We start from the raw sequence: 18,830 nt of genomic DNA on the forward strand, positions 1-18,830 counted from the left end.
TTAAGAAGGTTTTTTTATATTTAAAATGAAAATACTTCACTTAGATTCAAATCATTCATTATTATTAAATCAGTTAAACGATTTAGGTTTTATAAATGAGGAAGATTATACTTCAACAAAGTCAGAAATAGAAGCAAAAATTCATCAATACGATGGGGTTATTATTCGAAGTAGATTTACAATTGATCAACAATTTTTAGATAAAGCAACAAATCTAAAATTTATAGGTAGAGTTGGAGCAGGTTTGGAGAATATAGATTGTAATTATGCTGAAGAAAAAGGAGTTTATTTAATTTCAGCACCAGAAGGAAATAGAAATGCTGTTGGAGAACATACATTGGGTATGTTGCTTTCTCTTTTTAATAAACTGAATAAAGCAGATGCCGAGGTAAGAAAAGGAAAATGGCTACGAGAAAATAATAGAGGAATTGAGTTAGATGGAAAAATAGTAGGTTTAATAGGTTATGGAAACATGGGGAAAGCTTTTGCTAAAAAGTTAAGAGGTTTTGATGTAGAAGTAATTTGTTATGATATAAAACCAAATGTTGGAGACGAGAATTGTAAGCAAGTATCATTGGAAGAATTACAAGAAAAAGCAGATGTTTTAAGTCTTCATACTCCTCAGACAGAATTGACTATAAATATGGTGAATTCTACATTTATTAATCAATTCTCAAAACCTTTTTGGATACTTAACACAGCAAGAGGAAAATCAATAGTAACGGAAGATCTAGTAGAAGCTCTAAAAAATAAAAAAGTTTTAGGAGCTGGTTTAGATGTTTTAGAATATGAGAAAAAGTCATTTGAAAATTTATTTCAGAAAAAAGACATTTCAGGAAAAGTAGAAATGCCAGAAGCGTTTCAGTATTTAATTAATGCGGAAAATGTAATTCTTTCTCCGCATGTGGCAGGCTGGACTATAGAAAGTAAAGAAAAGTTAGCGCAAACAATAGTTGATAAGATTAAAGCAAAGTTTTGTTAACTTGACGAAATGAGAAAAACGGTTTTCATTTTTAGTGCGCTTATTTTAGCTTTATTTTTTCTTTTTGAAATTAGTAAATATGCTGTTGTTTCAGGAAGTTTAAAAACTGAAATAATAATTGGATTTATAGCTGTGATTTTCTTTTTTATTGGAATTTATATCAATAAAAAGAGTTTGAATAAATCAAAAGTTATATCTACAGAAATAAATCATAAAAAAATAGAAGAACTGAGTATAACCAAGAGAGAGTATGAGGTACTTCAAAAAATAGCAGAAGGATTGTCAAATAAAGAAATAGCGGAGTCTTTATTTTTATCAGAAAGCACAATAAAAACTCATGTGTCAAATATTCTTGTAAAACTAAATTCTAAACGAAGAACTCAAGCAGTTCAAGTAGCAAAATCTCTTCAAATTTTATAAAAATATGTTTTTGGTACTTTAGTATGAGCTTGTTTTTGAAGGTATTCTTTAGTTTTAACAGAAATTTAAAAAGATACTCAAATGAAAAGCACAATACTAAAGTATGGAGTTTATGGTTTTTTAACAGGCCTTATAGTTTTTACTCTTCACCTTGTTTTAGGGATTGAAAACTTAGATTACGGTACGAATGAAATATTAGGATACATCTCAATATTTATATCACTATCGTTTATTTATTTCGGAATAAAACATTATCGAGATAATGTTAATAATGGAATTATTTCATTAGGAAAAGCTATAACTATTGGAACACTTATTTCTTTAATGGTAGGAATAGGAATTGGTATAGCAGATTTTATATATACAGAATTTATAAATCCCGACTTTTTTAAAAGTTATGAAGATATGCTAATAAAACAAGGTAGAGAAGCAGAAATAATTGAAATGACAAGTACCACTGCTGCTCTATTTATGATAGTTTTGGTTAGTATAATAGGATTTATTATATCTTTATTGTCAGCCTTATTTTTACAACGTAAATAAATCATTATGCAGTATAAAGCCGATACACCAGAAGAATATATTGCCCAAATTCCTGAGGAAAGACAAGTAATTATGGAAAGATTACGTAAAACAATTAAAGAGAATCTTCCAAAAGGTTTTGAAGAAGGAATTAATTATAATATGATTGGTTATTACGTGCCACATTCAATTTATCCAGATGGATATCATTGCGATACCAGTTTACCTTTACCATTTATGAATATTGCTTCACAGAAAAATTCAATTAATTTATATCACAGCGGAATTTATGCTAAGAAAGAATTATTAGATTGGTTTGTGGCTGAATATCCTAAACATTGTAAAAGAAAATTAGATATGGGTAAAAGCTGTATACGATTTAAAAAAATAGAAGAAATTCCATTTGATTTAATAGCAGAATTAACTACAAAAATGACGGTAGAAGAATGGATAGGTATTTATGAAACAAATGTAAAAAAGAAATAAATGAAGAAGAAGGGTAGAGTAATAGGTATAGGTGGTTTGTTTTTTAAAACAGAAGATTCAAATAAAACGAAAGATTGGTATAAAAATAATTTAGGATTTAATACGGATGATTGGGGTTGTACATTTTGGTGGAAAGATAATGAAGGGAAAAAAGCCTCAACTCAGTGGAGTCCATTTCCAAAGGACACAAACTATTTTAAGCCATCCGAGAAAGACTTTATGTTTAACTATCGTGTTGAAAATTTAGTGGAGTTATTAGAAGAACTTAAAGAAAAAGGAGTTACAGTAATTGATAAAATTGAAGAGTACGATTATGGTAAGTTTGGATGGATTGTTGATTTAGATGGAAATAAAATTGAATTATGGGAACCAAAAGATGATGCTTTTTTATAAATTTAGGGCAATTAATAATTAAAAAGAAAAACATGAATATAATTGATGAAAATGGAAATGCAGTTCCAAACCAAGAAAGTAAAAGAGTATTAGCAGGAGTCTTAGCTATTATTTTAGGACCCTTAGGGATTCATAAATTTATATTAGGTTATACAAAAGAGGGGATAATAATGTTGGTTGGTACTTTTATTCTTGGAATTATTACTTGTGGTATTGCTAGTTGGGCTATGGGAGTAATAGGCTTAGTAGAAGGAATTATCTATTTAACAAAATCAGATGAAGAGTTTGTATATACTTATCAGACAAACAGTAGAGGTTGGTTTTAAATTAACTTAAAATATTGAAAGAAATGGAAGCAGAAAATAATAAGTTTAAAGATAGTTTAAATGAAGGTTTAGATAAAGCAAAAGACGTTATGGATAAAGTAACGGAAAAAGCTTCAGAACTTGTAGGAGAAACAGGAGAACATGTTGTTGATGCTGTAGAAGATATAAAAGATAAAGTTAGTGATATAGTATCAGAAGAGTCTGTGCAGAAAATAAAAGAGTCTACTAGCGAATTTATAGATGATGCAAGAGAGATCATGGAAAATGTAACAGAAAAAGCATCAGAACTAGCTGGAGAAGCTGATGAACATGTAGCAGATTTTGCAGAAGAGACTCAAGAAGAACTTAAAGAAGCTACAACTAAGACAAAAAATTTCTTTCAACGCTTATTTGGGAAATAAAATAAGCAGCATAAAATAAAAAAAAGCGCCAATTTTGGCGCTTTTTTTATGCAATCTTATTTGCTTTATTTGTTTTAATAATGGCTTGTTCGTTTTTCCAATCAATCCACTTTTGACCTCTAATACGTCTCATTACATTATCAACAGTACGCATAATAAATACATTATATATAGCTTTTCCTAAATTTTTAGGATTACGAGCAATAGCACGTAAACTCATAGAAAAACCTGGAGTTACATAACGCATATAGTGCCAATAACCTTCAGGCATATATAAAACATTTCCATGTTCTAATTCAGCAATATGACCTTTTGCCTTTTTTAAAGCAGGCCATTTGTCAAAATCAGGATCGTTAAAGTCAATATCTTCTCTTGTAATTAATGAATGAGGTATTTTATATAGGTACTTATTTTGCTTTTGATCAAATAATATACACTTCTTTTTACCTTCAAAATGAAAATGAAAAATATTAGCTAAATCAATATCATAATGCATGAAAGTATAAGAATCTCTACCTCCAAAAAATAACATTGGTAAACCTTTCATTAAGCGTAAACCAAAGTCAGGAAATTTAAAATCCTTTTGAAGTACAGGAACTTCTTTTAAAATATTCCATAAGAAAATACGGAATTTTGTAGGCTCTCTTTTTAATAAATCAACATACTCACTCATTTTCATAGTGGCATGAGGCTCATTAAATCCATCTTTGTAATCTACTGGTCTGTCGTCGTATAAAGGAACAGTTTTGTCTCCAGCAACTTCCTTCATGTATTCTAATGACCATTTGTTAAAAGCTGGCCAATCTTCAATAAAACGCTCAATAACTACTGGCTTTTGAGGTTTGAAGTAGTTTTTAATAAAATCTTCTTTTGTTATCGTTTCAACTCTATCTACTTGTTGTAACTGTAATCCCATGGGCCCAATTTTTAGAGAAGCAAAGTTAAGAAAACGTTTCCAAATTATTTAGAAAGATTCTTGTTAAAAAATGTATTAAATCAAAGTTGATTTAAAGAGTCTATTTAAACAATAAGCGATTATGTCACAAACTTATATGTATAAAAAAAGAACTACTATTTAGTAGTTCTTTTTTAAGTTATTTTATAGTTTCTTTTTGAGGTTCATCAGTTAACATTCTCTTAATTTTAAGAGTTTGCTTTTTTATCTCTTTTGCCTCTTGTTTCTTTTTTTCGTTACGCTCAATTTTATGATCAGGACGAGACCATTTTGGTTTTTCACCTAAAGTTTCAAAATTAGAATCTTCAGCCTCAACTGTTCTTGGTTGTACCTTTTTAGTAAATGGTTTTTGAGGGTTTAATCCTAATAACTTAAACATTTTCATGTCTTCATCTACATCAGGATTTGGAGTTGTTAGTAATTTATCTCCAGCAAAAATAGAATTTGCACCAGCAAAGAAACACATTGCTTGACCTTCTCTACTCATCTGAGTTCTACCAGCCGATAAACGTACTTGTGTTTCTGGTAATACAATTCTTGTAGTAGCTACCATACGAACCATATCCCAAATTTCTACAGGTTTTTCATCTTCTAAAGGAGTTCCTTCAACTGCAACTAAAGCGTTAATTGGGGTAGATTCAGGTTGTGGATCTAAAGTTGATAAAGCAACTAACATTCCAGCTCTATCTTCAGCAGATTCTCCCATACCAATAATTCCACCAGAACAAACAGTTACATTTGTTTTACGAACATTATCAATAGTATCTAATCTATCTTGGTATCCACGTGTAGAAATTACTTCTTTATAGTATTCTTCTGAAGAATCTAAATTGTGATTATAAGCATATAGTCCAGCCTCAGCTAAACGTTGCGCTTGATTTTCAGTAACCATACCTAAAGTACAGCATACTTCCATATCAAGTTTATTAATAGTTCTTACCATTTCTAAAACTTGATCAAACTCAGGTCCGTCTTTTACATTTCTCCAAGCAGCTCCCATACATACACGAGAACTACCACCTGCTTTAGCTCTTAAAGCTTGTGCTTTTACTTGCTGTACAGACATTAAATCGTTTCCATTAATATCAGTATGGTAACGTGCAGCTTGTGGACAATATCCACAGTCTTCAGAACATCCACCAGTTTTTATAGATAGTAATGTAGAAACTTGTACTACGTTTGGGTCGTGACTTTTTCTATGAATGGTAGCAGCTTCGTATAAAAGCTCCATCATAGGTTTGTTATATATTTCTAGAATCTCTTCTTTCGTCCAGTTATGTCTTACTTCGCTCATGAATTCAAGTTGTTTGTTGGGGTAAAAATAAGGATATTATTTAGATAGTAACACAGAAACTGCATTTCCTCCAAAACCTACAGCGTTTACTAGGATTTTTGTTAGTTTTTCTGGTTGTTTTTGCTTTTCTGCAAATGGTACTTCTATTGTTTTTTGATGTTGTAACATTAAAATAGCTAATTCCAAACTTAATAATCCAGAAGTAGCAAAAGTATGTCCAACTTTCCATTTATTGGTTGTTAAAAAAGGTTGATTATTTCCAAAAATAGCCTTGATAGCATTTATTTCTGATTGATCTCCTTTTATAGTTCCTGGGGCATGCATAACAATAGCATCTACTTCCTCAGGAGAAATATTTTTCAAAGCCATTTTCATGGATTTCTGAAAGCATTCAGCATCTGTAGTAACTGATGTATTGTGTTTTAATACTTCAGTGGCATATCCTACATTATCAATAAAAGCAATTGCATTTTCAGAGATTTCAGATTCTAAGCAAAAAACAGCAGCTCCTTCTCCTAAAACCATGGTGTTTTTTGTTTTTGTCATATCAAAAGCTTTACAAGGATATTCATCTGTTTCTTTTGAATATACTTTTAAAGCTTGCATTTGCGCAATAGTAAAATCTGTTAGAGAGGCTTCACTAGCACCAATCATAAATTTATTAGTCATTCCAGATTGTAACCAAGCAACTCCATTTAATAAAGAGTGTAAACCAGTAGAACAAGTAATAGAATGTGAAATTTCAGGGCCATTACTTTGTAAGTCATGTGCAATCCATGACGAAATGTTTCCTAAAGTTGTTGTAGGAGAACTTAATGTTGATGATTTTCCTGATTCTAAAAACTCCTTATGGTATTTTTCAAATAAAGAAGTTGCTCCACGTGAAGAACCTATATTAATTCCAAAATTATCTTGAGAATTCCAGTTTGCATCTTTAATAGCTTTTCGTGCTACATATAAAGTATATAAAACTGTTTCGTCTAAGTTTTTATACTTATTATCGGAATGCTTTAATTGATTTATTTCATTTTTAATGTCATCAGATAATTGAGCTACATGAGCTTTAAAATTATCAAAACTCTTACTACTTAGATAATGTTTCGTATTAAGGTAGTTATTCCAAATTTCATTTTGGGAACTTCCTACCGAAGAAACAGATGCCATTGCTGTTATAGAAATACGTTCTTTCAACACATTTAAAATTTTGACAAAAATAAAGTTAAAATCAGGTAACATGAAGAAATTTAATAGTTATCTTGTCATTAAATATTAAATCTATGGATGAAAAGCATGAAAAAAGTTGGTTTGGTAGAAATTGGATGTGGGCAGTTCCTGTTGGAGGTTGTGGATGTGGTTGTCTCTTGATTGTTTTGTTTTTTGTATTTGGAATTGGTGCTGCAATTTTTGGTGTTTCTAAAATGATAGATAATGCAACACCGATAGAGTATGCTATGGAACAAGTAAGGAATAATGAGAAGGTAATTTCTTTACTTGGTGATAATATTGAAAAATATGGTATTCCTTCAGGGAATATTTCATTAAGAAATAATGATGGCGATGTTGATTTTTCTATTCCAATTCGTGGTAGTAAAGGAGAAGGAACTTTAATAGTAAAAGGAATTAAAACTGATGGAGAGTGGGTTTATGAAGATTTATATGTGCGTATAAAAGAAACCCAAGAAGAAATAAATTTACTGGAAAATGAAAAGGTTCTAGAAAGTATCTAGAACCTCTTTAATTGTTGTATATACCTTTTGTAATTGTTGTTCAGTAATTACATAAGGAGGTTGTATATAAATAGTATTTCCAAGAGGTCTTAAAAATACACCTTTGTCCATAAAAGATTTTAATAGCTGATCTCTTAATGTACCATATCTTCCAGCATTGGTTTTTAAATCAATAGCTAAAATGACTCCCTTCGAACGTACCTCAGTAACCTTAACATGATTGGCTATTTGATTTGAAAAATCTTGATGAGCTTTTGAAATTCTTTGAATATTTTTTTGAATTTCATCACTCTGTAATAATTCAATACTCGCCAAAGCAGCACTACATGCTATTGGATTTGCAGAATACGTATGACAATGGAAAAAGCCTTTGGCAATATCATTACTTAAAAACTCATTGTAAATATCTTCGGTACAAGAAGTAATAGCCATAGGAACCAAACCAGCTGTTAGGGCCTTACTTAAACAAATAATATCAGGTTTTGTGGCAATTTCATCAGATGCAAAATTATTTCCAGTTTTACCAAACCCAGTCATTACTTCATCAGCAATAGTTAAAATATCATTGTTTTTAAAAAATTGTAAAACAGAATCTAAATCTTCTGCTTTATGAATTTTCATACCAGCAGCACCTTGAACTAAAGGTTCGTATATAAAACCAGCAATACTATTCTCGCTAACAATTTGTTTTAATAGTGTTAAAATTTCTTGATTATTGTTTTCGTTAGGAACTGGAATACGTTTAATATCCATTAAGAAATCTTCAAAAGGACCATTGTAAACAGAGAGTCCGGATACAGACATAGCACCAAATGTATCTCCATGAAAACCGTTTTCAAAAGCAACGAAAGTATTCCTTTTTTCGCCTTTGTTAAAATAGTACTGCAAAGCCATTTTAATTCCAGCTTCAACAGCTGTTGAACCATTGTCGTTAAAGAATATTCTATTCTGGTTTTTTGGTAGTATCTTAATTAACTCTTCCGATAAAGCAACAGCAGGTTCATGTGTAAAGTCACTAAACATTATTTGATCTAATGTTTGCATTTGTTTATAAACCTTATTGGTAATAAAGTCATTACAGTGACCAAACATACAAGTGTACCAGGAAGAAATAGCATCAATATATTCGTTACCGTTCTCATCGGTTAAAATACAACCTTTGGCTTTTACAATACCTAAACTATCTGGATGTGTTTGGTGCTGCTTTAAAGGATGCCATAAGTGTTGTTTATCTCTTTCTTGTAGTGTCATAATTTATCTTTAAAAAGGTCAGCATACTCACGAATAACATTTTGATCGAAATATGGTTCTTCGTCAATTCTTCCAATAACAGAAACGCCTGTCATTTTTTTAATAATTGATTCAGTAGTAGGATGTTCATCACCTGAAAAAATCAAAGAAACATCAAAACCTTTTTCTTTTAAAAGATTTATGGTTAATAAGGTATGGTTAATACTTCCTAAATAATGGCGAGAAACCACAATTACTTTATAATCAGGTTTTATAATATCTAAAATAGTGTCTGTATTATTTAAAGGTACTAATAACCCACCAGCACCTTCAATAACTAAATTGTTTGATGTTTTTGGTTCAGTTATGTTAGAAAGTTCAATGCTTATATTGTCTATTTCAGCAGCAGCATGTGGACTCATAGGAGTTTTTAATGCGTATGCGTTAGTATGAATGGTTGTTGTAGAATTAGAAATTAGTTGTTCAACTTTATGAGCATCAGAATTATCTAATTCGCCAGCTTGAACAGGTTTCCAATAGTCTGCTTCTAGAGCTTCGGTAACAATAGCAGAAGCTACTGTTTTTCCCACTTCTGTGGAAATACCAGTGATAAAATATTTTTTCATTAAAAGATTGTTTTACAATCGTTACAAATTAATTTTCTACTTTCAAAAAAGGGAAAAAGCATAAAAAAGAAACTTTTTCGTTGAGGTGGTGCAACAAGAATTCTTGATGATTTGCATTTGCCACATTGATAAGATACTCCGTTCTCATCTTTTTCGTATTCTCTAATTTCGTTGTATATAACTAATGCTTTTTCCAAATCATCTTTATGAACTAATAATTTCACTCCTCCTATTGCCTGACTTAATAAAGGGTCAGAATCAATAGTTTTTTCATCCATTAACATGGTTCTAATGTTTTCAGAATCCAATTTAGATTTAATTACTTGAGCTTCGGTTGAATACTCAAATACAGTTAGAATTACATGATTATCGTTCATTTATGCTAATTTTATAAAGCAAAAGTAGCAAGGTTCTCTAAAACACTGGTAATTTCTTCAAAAGAATTATAACTGTGTAAGCAAAAGCGTAGTCTTTCTTCCCCTTTGTTAACAGTAGGAGATAAAATCGGTTTCACATCAAATCCTTTTTCTTGAAGCTTTTGAGCTATCAGTTTTACTTTTTCGTTTCCTGGAATAATACAACAATGGATTGCGGATTCACTCTTAATAAAATTAAGATTTAAACGTTGTGTTTCTTTAGTGAAAAAGAGGATGTTCTTTTGTAATTGCTCTTTAAGTTTAGGGAGCTCTTTATAGGCAAAACTAATGGTGGCTACAGCATGAGGGGATAGGCCTGTGGTATAAATAAAACTTCTTGAGAAATTAATGAGATAATTTTTTAATTCATTAGAAGATATAATTGCAGCACCATGGCATCCTAATGCTTTTCCAAAAGTGACAATCCTAGCAAAAATATCATTGTGTATTTCTGTAGTTTCAACTAAACCTTTATTGAAAACACCAATGGCATGAGCTTCATCAATTATTAAATAGGCTTTGTTGGTTTTACAAATCTGAACAATTTCTTTAAGATTTGGACTGTCTCCATCCATAGAAAAAACAGATTCTGTTATCACATAAATTTCGTTATTGTTATTTGAGTCGTTCAGACGAATAATTTTTTCTTCTAAATCTAAAAGGTCATTATGTTTAAACTTATAAGCTTTAGCGTTTGAAAGTTGTATGCCATCTCGAATAGAAGCATGTATAAATTCGTCATATAAAATAATATCTCCACGTTGTGGGACGGAAGAGAAAAATCCGATGTTTGCATCATATCCAGAATTAAAAATTAGAGCAGATTCTGAATTGTGAAATTCAGCTAACTGTTTTTCAACTAGTGGGTATAATTTATGGTTTCCAGATAAAAGTCTAGAACCAGTAGCTCCATTTTGTTTGATATTTTGCGCTACTAAAAATTGATGAACATTATTAAATACAATTTCTGATTTGGCTAAACCTAAATAGTCATTAGAAGAAAAATCAACTAAGTTAATTTCTTTTCCAAGTGATCTTAGAGAATTGTTTTCTTTACGTTGGAGTAATTTAGCAGTAAGTTTCTTAGGAAATGACATAGTGCAAAAATAAAAAAAGACTTACAAATTTGTAAGTCTTTTTGCTCCCCCTCTTGGACTCGAACCAAGGACCCTCTGATTAACAGTCAGATGCTCTAACCAACTGAGCTAAGGAGGAATGTTCTTATAGAACAAAATATGTATGTTGTAGAAATTATCGGCTCCTACGTTGCCTTTAGCATTTTAGCTCCCCCTCTTGGACTCGAACCAAGGACCCTCTGATTAACAGTCAGATGCTCTAACCAACTGAGCTAAGGAGGAATTTAAAACGAACTTGTTTTAAAATGCGAGTGCAAATTTAAGGGCTTTTTTTATATCTGCAAATTATTTTTAATAAAAAATACAATTAATTTTATTTGATTCTGGTTTTCAGAAGTTTATTTTTCGTTATTTTTTAATACAAAGCTTCGAAGAGGGAGATTATGCTAGTTAAAATAAGCAAGAAAAAAAGTCTTGTTTTTACTAAAAGTTGTATTTTTGTCAGCATTATTCTTATTGATAGAAAAGCATAAAAATATATATGGACAAGTTTTCGTTCTTAAACGCAGCACATTCAGGTTTTATAGGTGATTTGTACGAACAATATCAGAAAAATCCTGATGCGGTGGAACCAAGTTGGAGAAGTTTTTTTCAAGGATATGATTTAGCAAACGAAAATTATTCGTTAACGGATGATGAGGTTGCAATCGAAGTTCCTGAAGAAGTACGCAAAGAATTTTTGGTAATCGATTTAATTAATGGTTATCGTACTCGTGGACATTTGTTTACAAAAACAAATCCAGTTCGTGATAGAAGAAAATATACACCTACTTTAGATATTGAAAATTTTGGACTGACAAAAGCTGATTTAAACACAGTTTTTAATGCAGGAGAAATTTTAGGTATGGGGCCAAGCTCTTTATCAGAAATCATTTCACACCTAAAAGCAATTTATTGCGATAGTATTGGAGTGGAATATATGTATCTAAGAAACCCAGAGGAGTTAAAATGGTGGCAAAATCGTTTAAATAAAAATGATAATCACCCTAGTTACGACTTAGAGGCAAAAAAGTACATACTTACTAAACTGAATCAAGCTTCTACTTTTGAGAGCTTTTTACAAACAAAGTATGTAGGTCAAAAGCGTTTTTCTGTAGAAGGAGGGGAAACATTAATTCCTGGTATAAGTGTTGCACTTCGTGATGCTGCCGAGAAATATGGAGTAGAAGAATGTGTGTTAGGTATGGCACATCGTGGTCGTTTAAATACACTGGTAAATATTTTTAAGAAACCAGTTCGTGATTTATTTAGCGAGTTTGAAGGAAAAGATTTTGAAGATCAAGATATAGATGGAGATGTAAAATACCATTTAGGTTTAACTTTAAGTAAAGAATACAAAGGCGGACAGACAATGAAGATGAATTTGGTTCCAAATCCATCTCACTTAGAAACAGTTGATGCTGTAGCTGAAGGAATTGTTCGTGCTAAAATAGATTTAGATTATAAAGGAGATAATGGTAAGATTTTACCAATCTTAGTTCATGGAGATGCTGCTATTGCTGGACAAGGAATTGTTTATGAAGTAGGGCAAATGATGACTTTAAATGGTTATAAAACTGGAGGTACTATTCATGTGGTAGTAAATAACCAGGTAGGTTTTACAACTAATTACTTAGATGCACGTTCTAGTACCTATTGTACAGATGTGGCTAAAGTAACATTATCACCAGTATTGCATGTAAATGCAGATGATGCAGAAGCAGTTTGTCATGCAATGGAAATGGCTGTAGAATATAGAACTAAGTTCAAAAAAGATATTTACATTGATCTTTTAGGTTATCGTAAATATGGACATAACGAAGGTGATGAACCTCGTTTTACTCAGCCAAAATTATATAAAGCAATTTCTAAGCATAAAAATGCAAAAGAAATATATGCAGCAAAATTAGTTGAAGAAGGTAGTATTTCAACTGATTATGTAAAAGAAATTACAAATGAATTCAAAGCACATTTAGAAGCAGAATTTACAGAGTCTAAAAAGAAAACAACTTCTAAGATTCAGGAGTTCATGCCAGAAGTATGGGATGGATTTGTTCGTAAGCAATTACAAGATATGTTACAACCAGTAGATACTACTTATTCGGTTGAAGCATTAAAAGATATTGCTAAGGTAATATCAACAACTCCAGAAGGACATAAATTTGTAAGAAAGGCAGAACGTATTTTGAAAGGTCGTGATAAAATGGTCTTTGAAGATAATATGTTAGACTGGGGAACGGCTGAAAATTTAGCCTACGGAACTTTATTAGAAGAAGGATATAATGTACGTATATCTGGAGAAGATGTAGAAAGAGGAACATTCTCGCATCGTCATGCAATTATGCGTGATGAAGAAACATTAGAACGTGTTAATTTATTAAATACAAATCCGAAAAATAAAGGAGAGATGACTATTTTCAACTCTCATTTATCAGAATATGGAGTATTAGGTTTTGACTATGGGTATGCCATGGCAGCTCCAAATACGCTAACTATTTGGGAAGCTCAGTTTGGTGATTTTGCCAATGGAGCTCAAATTGTATTTGATCAATATATTTCATCGGCAGAAGATAAGTGGAAATTACAAAACGGATTAGTAATGTTATTGCCTCATGGGTACGAAGGTCAAGGACCGGAGCACTCATCGGCAAGAATTGAGCGTTTCTTACAATCATCGGCAATAGACAACTGGACTGTAGCGAATTGTTCTACACCAGCAAATATGTATCACATATTACGTCGTCAAATGAAACGTGATTTTAGAAAACCTTTAGTAGTTTTTACACCTAAGAGTTTATTACGTTTACCAAAAGCAGTAAATCCTATAGAAGATTTAGCAAATGGAGCTTTCCAGGAAGTAATTGACGACACAGTTGATACTGCTAAAGTGAAAAAAATGGTATTCTGTACAGGTAAGTTCTACTATGATATGTTAGAAGAACGCGAGCGTTTAGGAAGAGAAGATATAGCATTAATTAGAATTGAACAATTATTCCCATTACATAACGATAAAATAAAGGAAGTAATGGATAGATATCCAAATGTAGAACGTTATGTTTGGGCACAAGAGGAACCAAAAAATATGGGTTCTTGGGGTTATATGTTAGAGCGTTTTGAATTAGCTAAATTAGAGTGTGCTTCGAGAGATTATCATTCGGCACCAGCAGCAGGTTCAAGTGCACGTTATAAGCGTCGCCACCAACGTGTGTTAGACAAAGTTTTTGATTAAATAAAGAAAGTATTTCAGAATAAAAATAAAAAACATGAGTGTTTTAGAAATGAAAGTTCCTTCTCCGGGGGAATCAATTACAGAAGTAGAAATCGCAACTTGGTTAGTTGAAGATGGAGATTATGTAGAAAAAGATCAACCTATTGCTGAAGTTGATTCTGACAAAGCAACGTTAGAGTTACCAGCAGAAGAGAGTGGAATTATTACTTTAAAAGCTGAAGAAGGTGATGCAGTAGCAGTAGGAGCTGTAGTATGTCATATTGATATGAGTGCTGCAAAACCAGAAGGAGGAGCTGAAAAGAAAGAAGCTCCAAAAGCTGAGGAGAAAAAAGAAGCTCCAAAAGCAGAACCAGCTAAAGAAACTTATGCAACAGGAGCAGCATCTCCAGCAGCTAAGAAAATTTTAGCTGAAAAAGGAATTTCTGCTTCAGCAGTAAAAGGAACTGGTAAAGACGGTCGTGTAACTAAAGAAGATGCAGTAAAAGCTGTTCCTTCAATGGGAACTCAGCCAGCTAACGGTTCTAGAAGTTCAGAGCGTAAAAAATTATCAATGTTACGTCGTAAAGTGGCACAACGTTTAGTTTCTGTTAAAAATGAAACTGCAATGTTAACTACATTCAACGAGGTAAACATGCAGCCAATTTTCGATTTACGTAATGAGTACAAAGAAGATTTTAAAGCTAAGCATGGAGTTGGTTTAGGATTTATGTCTTTCTTTACTTTAGCTGTTGTTAGAGCATTAAAAATGTACCCAGATGTAAACTCTATGATTGATGGAGATTACAAAATAAGTCACGACTTCCAAGATATTTCAATTGCAGTTTCAGGTCCAAAAGGATTAATGGTACCAGTAATTAGAAATGCAGAGAATTTATCATTTAGAGGAGTAGAAAGCGAAGTGAAGCGTTTAGCTTTACGTGCTCGTGATGGTCAAATTACTGTTGATGAAATGACAGGAGGAACTTTTACAATTACTAATGGTGGTGTATTCGGTTCTATGTTGTCAACACCAATCATCAATCCTCCACAAAGTGGAATTTTAGGAATGCACAACATTGTTAATCGTCCAATGGCTGTTAACGGTGAAGTTGTAATTCAACCAATTATGTATGTGGCTTTATCTTATGATCACAGAATTATTGATGGACGTGAGTCTGTAGGTTTCTTAGTAGCTGTTAAAGAAGCATTAGAAAACCCAGTAGAGTTATTAATGGATAACAACCCTAAGAAAGCATTAGAAATGTAATTTTTTCTTAGTTAATTATATAAAAATCCCGCTTTGGCGGGATTTTTTGTTTTTACGAGATTAATTACCTTTATCTTATATTTAGCTTTCTATATATAAAACATGATTAAAGAACTACCTAATTTATCGTTTCAGTCAAAATCGCCAGAAATAGAAGGTGTAGAGATAATCACATTAGAAAGTATAGAAAAACAAAAGAATAGCTTAGATCATTTACCTGAAAAGCCTCATCAACTTGAGTTTTATCAGTTGGCATTTTATACAGAGGCAAATACAGAGCATTTGGTAGATTTTGTTTGGCATGAAGTACGAAAAAACTCAATAATATATGTATCAAAAGGACAAGTAAATGCTTTTAAATTTCAAGGAAATGTGAAAGGATTTTTAATTCTTTTTACAGAAGAATATTTTAAAAATCAGTTAAGTAATATTCCTCAAGATACAGCAATTAGATTACTAACTCCACAGCTTTTTTCTTCTCAAATCCAAATTCCAGAAAGTTCAAATATTCCAAAATACATTGAGTTACTTTTTAATGAGTTTTATAAAACTTCTGAAGTATTTAATAGAAAACATATTATAGATTCTCTATTCAATATTATTTTTTCAAAAGTAGAAGAAGTAAAAAGAAATCATACAAATTACATTAAAGAATCTGATAAGTTAACCCTCTTTTTATCTTTTCAAACAATACTAAAAAAGGATTTTACACTTAGTAGAAATGCAGTATACTATGCTGAAAAATTGAATATAACCTACAAACATTTGAATGTAGTTTGTAAAGAGATTATTTCTAAAACAGCAAAAGAGTATATAGATGATTTTATAATTTTAGAAGCTAAAAGAAATTTAGTGAATTCCACTATTAAAAGTACAGAATTAGCCTATCAAATGGGGTTTGAAGAATCCACTAATTTTGTAAAATACTTCAAAAAACATACGGGATTAACCCCTAATATATTTAAAAGAAACAATTTATAATTAAACAGGTTCGATATTAACCCTTTTATTCTCTAGGTTAACCTATACCAAACTATCATTTCAAATTAGTTTTGTCCTATCATTTAAAATTTAAAAAAGGATGAAACAAATAAGTATAGTATTACTAAGTGCAATAGTTTTAGTAAGCTGTGATACACCTCGTAAAAAGATAACAACGAAACCGATAACTAAAAAAGAAACAAAAATGGAGAATTTAAAAGGGATTGCACAGAAAGCACAAGAAGCTTTTTTCAAAGATTATAGTGTTGATGGAGTCAAAAAATATTTTGCAAAAAATTATATACAACACAACCCACATGTTCCAACAGGAATTGAACCTGTGTTAGGTTTTTTACCAGTATTAAAAGAAGGAAAAACAACTTATACAACTCACAGAATTTTACAAGACGGCGATTTTATAGTGTTCCATAACTCATATCATAATGCAGAACCATTTGGAGGAAAGGAAGTAGTTGCGTTTGATGTTTGGAGAATGGAAAATGGTAAGGTTGCAGAACACTGGGATAATATTACTGTTAAAGTAGACAATACAGCAAGTGGACGATCGCAAGTAGATGGAGAAACAGCAATAACAGATATAGATAAAACTAAAGCGAATAAAGAGATAGTAACCAATTTTGTAAATGATGTTTTGTTTGGTAAAGCTCCACAAAAAATAACTGAATATGTAAGTAGTGAAGAATATTTACAGCATAATCCAATGGTGAAAGATGGTTTAACTGGATTAAATGAAGCAATAGAGTATTTGACATCACAGAATAACATGTTCAAATACCAAAAGCTTCACAAAGTATTAGGAGAAGGAAATTTTATACTAACCATGAGTGAGGGTGAATGGAATGGTAAACCTCAAGCATTTTACGATTTATTCAGATTGAAGAATGGTAAAATTGTAGAACACTGGGATGTAATTCAAGAAATTCCGTCAGAAATGGCACATAAAAATGGTAAGTTTTAACTACTCTTATTATTGTAATAGATCAAAGCCTATACTGATGTATAGGTTTTTTGATTTTTATCCTGATTCATTGTAAATTAGTTAGTATCATTAAAATAAGTATGATATGAAAGAATTTGAGAAAGAAGAAGTGTTTATTCACCCATTAGCAGACGTAACTAGCACAGCTATTGGGGTTAAAACAAGGATTTGGCAATTTAGTGTAATTTTAAAAGGGGCGGTCATAGGTACTAATTGTAATATATGCAGCCATAATTTTATAGAAAACGATGTTGTTTTAGGGGATAATGTTACTGTGAAGTCAGGAGTTTATTTATGGAATAGAATGAGAATAGAAGATGATGTTTTTATAGGTCCGAATGTTACATTTACAAATGATAAATATCCTAGGTCTAAGGTGTATTATTCAGAATATCAATCGGTTTTAATAAAGAAAGGAGCGTCTATAGGGGCAAATGCAACAGTTTTAGGAGGAGTTACAATAGGAGAAAAAGCAATGATTGGAGCAGGAAGCGTGGTGACTAAAGATGTTCCACCAGGGGAACTATGGGTTGGGAGTCCTGCGAAATTTGTCAGAAAAATATCCTAAAAGTATAATGTAAAAAAAACGGAAAAACACTATTGCTTTTCCGTTTTGAGTGATAATTTAAGGGAGGGGATATGTTATTTTCCGTTTAAATTCCAATTATATTCTAAGTATACAACTTCCGCATTGTCGTTAACTTGTATGTCTGAATACTTATTAATATAATCAATTAAAGAATGTTTTATAGTGAAATCTTCTTGATACCATTCGAACATCTTAGAAACTTCAACTTTGTTTATAGTAATTTTATTTTTAGTAGGATCATTAATAAAGCCTTTCATTAATTCTTCTAATTTTGAATCAATATTTTTAGCTGTAAAGGCATAATTAGCGAATCTTGGACCAGATTTAGAAGCAGCATTTATAGCAACGTGAATTCTTGGGTCGTCATGCCATCTACGTAATATTTTATGCTCAATATAGTCAAGTGAATAAGTTTTGTTACCAACTACAGCAAATGGTATTTTCCATGCATTTCTACCTTTTCTCTTAATATCAGTAATCTTTTTTAAAGGATAACTATCTAAGATTAATTTAATAGTGTAAGCATTATAGGCATTAATCCAAAAAGCTTTTGCTCTTGCTGTCGACCAATTTTTTCCTGGTACAGTTTTTTTCAAATGCTTTAAATAAAGATCTAATAATGCACGGTTTTTTCTAAGCCCTTTATAATCTACATCTCCTTGTGAATTAACATAAGTTTTAAGAAGGGCATTAAATACATCTGTTTGTGATTGCGACTGAATACTAACGAATAATAGACAGAAAAGGATAATAGTTTTTCGCATTTTTCAAATTTTAAATAGTGTGAGACATTTGATTACTTTTGACGCGTTTTTTTTCAATACATTACAAAATATTTTAAATTAGGTTAAAAATCTAATAAAATCAACTAAGTTTATACTTATAATAAATA

General features: G+C 31.2%; 21 protein-coding genes and 2 tRNA genes. 13 read left to right on the plus strand and 10 right to left on the minus strand.

What is annotated here, in order from left to right; translation table 11 throughout:
- Positions 1 to 25 precede the first annotated feature (25 nt).
- The 7 genes from F7018_RS02400 (at position 26) to F7018_RS02430 (ending at position 3,530) form a co-directional block, all read left to right on the plus strand.
- Positions 26 to 982, plus strand: a complete 957-nt coding sequence (locus tag F7018_RS02400) for a 2-hydroxyacid dehydrogenase (protein WP_150898376.1) — start codon at positions 26 to 28, stop codon at positions 980 to 982.
- 9 nt (positions 983 to 991) lie between these two features.
- A complete protein-coding gene (locus F7018_RS18805) occupies positions 992 to 1,402 on the plus strand; it encodes a response regulator transcription factor (RefSeq protein WP_150898377.1) in 411 nt (136 codons plus the stop codon).
- An 81-nt stretch (positions 1,403 to 1,483) separates the two neighbouring features.
- Positions 1,484 to 1,945: a DUF4199 domain-containing protein gene (locus F7018_RS02410; protein ID WP_150898378.1), complete on the plus strand. Its 462-nt coding sequence runs from the start codon at positions 1,484 to 1,486 to the stop codon at positions 1,943 to 1,945.
- A gap of 6 nt (positions 1,946 to 1,951) precedes the next feature.
- Positions 1,952 to 2,410 (plus strand): DUF1801 domain-containing protein, encoded by a 459-nt coding sequence (locus F7018_RS02415; RefSeq protein WP_150898379.1) that lies wholly within the window; start codon positions 1,952 to 1,954, stop codon positions 2,408 to 2,410.
- Positions 2,411 to 2,803, plus strand: a complete 393-nt coding sequence (locus tag F7018_RS02420; protein WP_150898380.1) for a VOC family protein — start codon at positions 2,411 to 2,413, stop codon at positions 2,801 to 2,803.
- A gap of 32 nt (positions 2,804 to 2,835) precedes the next feature.
- On the plus strand, positions 2,836 to 3,129 hold the full coding sequence (locus F7018_RS02425; protein WP_150898381.1) for a TM2 domain-containing protein: 294 nt from the start codon (positions 2,836 to 2,838) through the stop codon (positions 3,127 to 3,129).
- Positions 3,130 to 3,152: 23 nt separating this feature from the next.
- Entirely contained in the window at positions 3,153 to 3,530 is a 378-nt protein-coding gene (locus F7018_RS02430) for a hypothetical protein (protein ID WP_150898382.1), read from the plus strand.
- Positions 3,531 to 3,576: 46 nt separating this feature from the next.
- On the opposite strand, the gene F7018_RS02435 is transcribed toward F7018_RS02430, so the two are convergent.
- From F7018_RS02435 to F7018_RS02445, 3 genes are all read right to left on the minus strand, one after another.
- On the minus strand, positions 3,577 to 4,446 hold the full coding sequence (locus tag F7018_RS02435; RefSeq protein ID WP_150898383.1) for a cupin-like domain-containing protein: 870 nt from the start codon (positions 4,444 to 4,446) through the stop codon (positions 3,577 to 3,579).
- A 178-nt stretch (positions 4,447 to 4,624) separates the two neighbouring features.
- Positions 4,625 to 5,779, minus strand: a complete 1,155-nt coding sequence (gene bioB, locus F7018_RS02440; protein ID WP_150898384.1) for a biotin synthase BioB — start codon at positions 5,777 to 5,779, stop codon at positions 4,625 to 4,627.
- Between the two features lie 36 nt (positions 5,780 to 5,815).
- Complete coding sequence (locus F7018_RS02445) at positions 5,816 to 6,970, minus strand: beta-ketoacyl synthase N-terminal-like domain-containing protein (protein ID WP_150898476.1); 1,155 nt, start codon at positions 6,968 to 6,970, stop codon at positions 5,816 to 5,818.
- An 86-nt stretch (positions 6,971 to 7,056) separates the two neighbouring features.
- Here F7018_RS02445 and F7018_RS02450 point away from each other — a divergent pair, with 86 nt between their 5' ends.
- On the plus strand, positions 7,057 to 7,506 hold the full coding sequence (locus F7018_RS02450; RefSeq protein ID WP_150898385.1) for a cytochrome c oxidase assembly factor Coa1 family protein: 450 nt from the start codon (positions 7,057 to 7,059) through the stop codon (positions 7,504 to 7,506).
- Here F7018_RS02450 and bioA read toward each other — a convergent pair.
- The 6 genes from bioA to F7018_RS02480 form a co-directional block, all read right to left on the minus strand.
- Complete coding sequence (gene bioA / locus F7018_RS02455) at positions 7,492 to 8,757, minus strand: adenosylmethionine--8-amino-7-oxononanoate transaminase (protein ID WP_150898386.1); 1,266 nt, start codon at positions 8,755 to 8,757, stop codon at positions 7,492 to 7,494. The two genes, F7018_RS02450 and bioA, sit on opposite strands and share 15 nt — an antisense overlap.
- Entirely contained in the window at positions 8,754 to 9,362 is a 609-nt protein-coding gene (bioD, locus tag F7018_RS02460; protein WP_150898387.1) for a dethiobiotin synthase, read from the minus strand. Before bioD ends, bioA begins: the two co-directional genes overlap by 4 nt.
- Positions 9,362 to 9,739 (minus strand): putative signal transducing protein, encoded by a 378-nt coding sequence (locus F7018_RS02465; RefSeq protein ID WP_150898388.1) that lies wholly within the window; start codon positions 9,737 to 9,739, stop codon positions 9,362 to 9,364. Before F7018_RS02465 ends, bioD begins: the two co-directional genes overlap by 1 nt.
- A gap of 11 nt (positions 9,740 to 9,750) precedes the next feature.
- Positions 9,751 to 10,875 carry an aminotransferase class I/II-fold pyridoxal phosphate-dependent enzyme gene (locus tag F7018_RS02470; protein WP_150898389.1) on the minus strand — a complete coding sequence of 375 codons (1,125 nt, stop codon included), beginning with the start codon at positions 10,873 to 10,875 and terminating at the stop codon, positions 9,751 to 9,753.
- A gap of 44 nt (positions 10,876 to 10,919) precedes the next feature.
- Positions 10,920 to 10,993, minus strand: a tRNA-Asn gene (locus tag F7018_RS02475).
- A 69-nt stretch (positions 10,994 to 11,062) separates the two neighbouring features.
- Positions 11,063 to 11,136, minus strand: a tRNA-Asn gene (locus tag F7018_RS02480).
- 259 nt (positions 11,137 to 11,395) lie between these two features.
- On the opposite strand from F7018_RS02480, the gene F7018_RS02485 reads away from it, so the two are divergent.
- From F7018_RS02485 to F7018_RS02505, 5 genes are all read left to right on the plus strand, one after another.
- The gene (locus F7018_RS02485) at positions 11,396 to 14,122 is read left to right on the plus strand and encodes a 2-oxoglutarate dehydrogenase E1 component (protein ID WP_150898390.1); all 2,727 of its coding nucleotides are present in this window, start codon (positions 11,396 to 11,398) and stop codon (positions 14,120 to 14,122) included.
- Between the two features lie 34 nt (positions 14,123 to 14,156).
- Positions 14,157 to 15,368 carry a 2-oxoglutarate dehydrogenase complex dihydrolipoyllysine-residue succinyltransferase gene (odhB, locus tag F7018_RS02490; protein WP_150898391.1) on the plus strand — a complete coding sequence of 404 codons (1,212 nt, stop codon included), beginning with the start codon at positions 14,157 to 14,159 and terminating at the stop codon, positions 15,366 to 15,368.
- 102 nt (positions 15,369 to 15,470) lie between these two features.
- The gene (locus tag F7018_RS02495) at positions 15,471 to 16,349 is read left to right on the plus strand and encodes a helix-turn-helix domain-containing protein (protein WP_150898392.1); all 879 of its coding nucleotides are present in this window, start codon (positions 15,471 to 15,473) and stop codon (positions 16,347 to 16,349) included.
- A 100-nt stretch (positions 16,350 to 16,449) separates the two neighbouring features.
- Entirely contained in the window at positions 16,450 to 17,328 is an 879-nt protein-coding gene (locus tag F7018_RS02500; RefSeq protein WP_150898393.1) for a nuclear transport factor 2 family protein, read from the plus strand.
- A 106-nt stretch (positions 17,329 to 17,434) separates the two neighbouring features.
- A complete protein-coding gene (locus tag F7018_RS02505) occupies positions 17,435 to 17,917 on the plus strand; it encodes an acyltransferase (RefSeq protein ID WP_150898394.1) in 483 nt (160 codons plus the stop codon).
- Positions 17,918 to 17,991: 74 nt separating this feature from the next.
- On the opposite strand, the gene F7018_RS02510 is transcribed toward F7018_RS02505, so the two are convergent.
- Positions 17,992 to 18,702 (minus strand): DUF547 domain-containing protein, encoded by a 711-nt coding sequence (locus tag F7018_RS02510; protein ID WP_150898395.1) that lies wholly within the window; start codon positions 18,700 to 18,702, stop codon positions 17,992 to 17,994.
- Between the last annotated feature and the right edge of the window lie 128 nt (positions 18,703 to 18,830).

Source organism: Tenacibaculum aiptasiae (genome assembly GCF_008806755.1).
In the GTDB taxonomy this organism is placed as follows: domain Bacteria; phylum Bacteroidota; class Bacteroidia; order Flavobacteriales; family Flavobacteriaceae; genus Polaribacter; species Polaribacter aiptasiae.

Excerpts from the sequence above, each read along its gene's own strand:
- F7018_RS02400 (WP_150898376.1), top strand. The coding sequence starts at position 26 with ATGAAAATACTTCACTTAGATTCAAATCATTCATTATTATTAAATCAG.
- F7018_RS18805 (WP_150898377.1), top strand. The coding sequence starts at position 992 with ATGAGAAAAACGGTTTTCATTTTTAGTGCGCTTATTTTAGCTTTATTT.
- F7018_RS02410 (WP_150898378.1), top strand. The coding sequence starts at position 1,484 with ATGAAAAGCACAATACTAAAGTATGGAGTTTATGGTTTTTTAACAGGC.
- F7018_RS02415 (WP_150898379.1), top strand. The coding sequence starts at position 1,952 with ATGCAGTATAAAGCCGATACACCAGAAGAATATATTGCCCAAATTCCT.
- F7018_RS02420 (WP_150898380.1), top strand. The coding sequence starts at position 2,411 with ATGAAGAAGAAGGGTAGAGTAATAGGTATAGGTGGTTTGTTTTTTAAA.
- F7018_RS02425 (WP_150898381.1), top strand. The coding sequence starts at position 2,836 with ATGAATATAATTGATGAAAATGGAAATGCAGTTCCAAACCAAGAAAGT.
- F7018_RS02430 (WP_150898382.1), top strand. The coding sequence starts at position 3,153 with ATGGAAGCAGAAAATAATAAGTTTAAAGATAGTTTAAATGAAGGTTTA.
- F7018_RS02435 (WP_150898383.1), bottom strand. The coding sequence starts at position 4,446 with ATGGGATTACAGTTACAACAAGTAGATAGAGTTGAAACGATAACAAAA.
- bioB (WP_150898384.1), bottom strand. The coding sequence starts at position 5,779 with ATGAGCGAAGTAAGACATAACTGGACGAAAGAAGAGATTCTAGAAATA.
- F7018_RS02450 (WP_150898385.1), top strand. The coding sequence starts at position 7,057 with ATGGATGAAAAGCATGAAAAAAGTTGGTTTGGTAGAAATTGGATGTGG.
- bioA (WP_150898386.1), bottom strand. The coding sequence starts at position 8,757 with ATGACACTACAAGAAAGAGATAAACAACACTTATGGCATCCTTTAAAG.
- bioD (WP_150898387.1), bottom strand. The coding sequence starts at position 9,362 with ATGAAAAAATATTTTATCACTGGTATTTCCACAGAAGTGGGAAAAACA.
- F7018_RS02465 (WP_150898388.1), bottom strand. The coding sequence starts at position 9,739 with ATGAACGATAATCATGTAATTCTAACTGTATTTGAGTATTCAACCGAA.
- F7018_RS02470 (WP_150898389.1), bottom strand. The coding sequence starts at position 10,875 with ATGTCATTTCCTAAGAAACTTACTGCTAAATTACTCCAACGTAAAGAA.
- F7018_RS02485 (WP_150898390.1), top strand. The coding sequence starts at position 11,396 with ATGGACAAGTTTTCGTTCTTAAACGCAGCACATTCAGGTTTTATAGGT.
- odhB (WP_150898391.1), top strand. The coding sequence starts at position 14,157 with ATGAGTGTTTTAGAAATGAAAGTTCCTTCTCCGGGGGAATCAATTACA.
- F7018_RS02495 (WP_150898392.1), top strand. The coding sequence starts at position 15,471 with ATGATTAAAGAACTACCTAATTTATCGTTTCAGTCAAAATCGCCAGAA.
- F7018_RS02500 (WP_150898393.1), top strand. The coding sequence starts at position 16,450 with ATGAAACAAATAAGTATAGTATTACTAAGTGCAATAGTTTTAGTAAGC.
- F7018_RS02505 (WP_150898394.1), top strand. The coding sequence starts at position 17,435 with ATGAAAGAATTTGAGAAAGAAGAAGTGTTTATTCACCCATTAGCAGAC.
- F7018_RS02510 (WP_150898395.1), bottom strand. The coding sequence starts at position 18,702 with ATGCGAAAAACTATTATCCTTTTCTGTCTATTATTCGTTAGTATTCAG.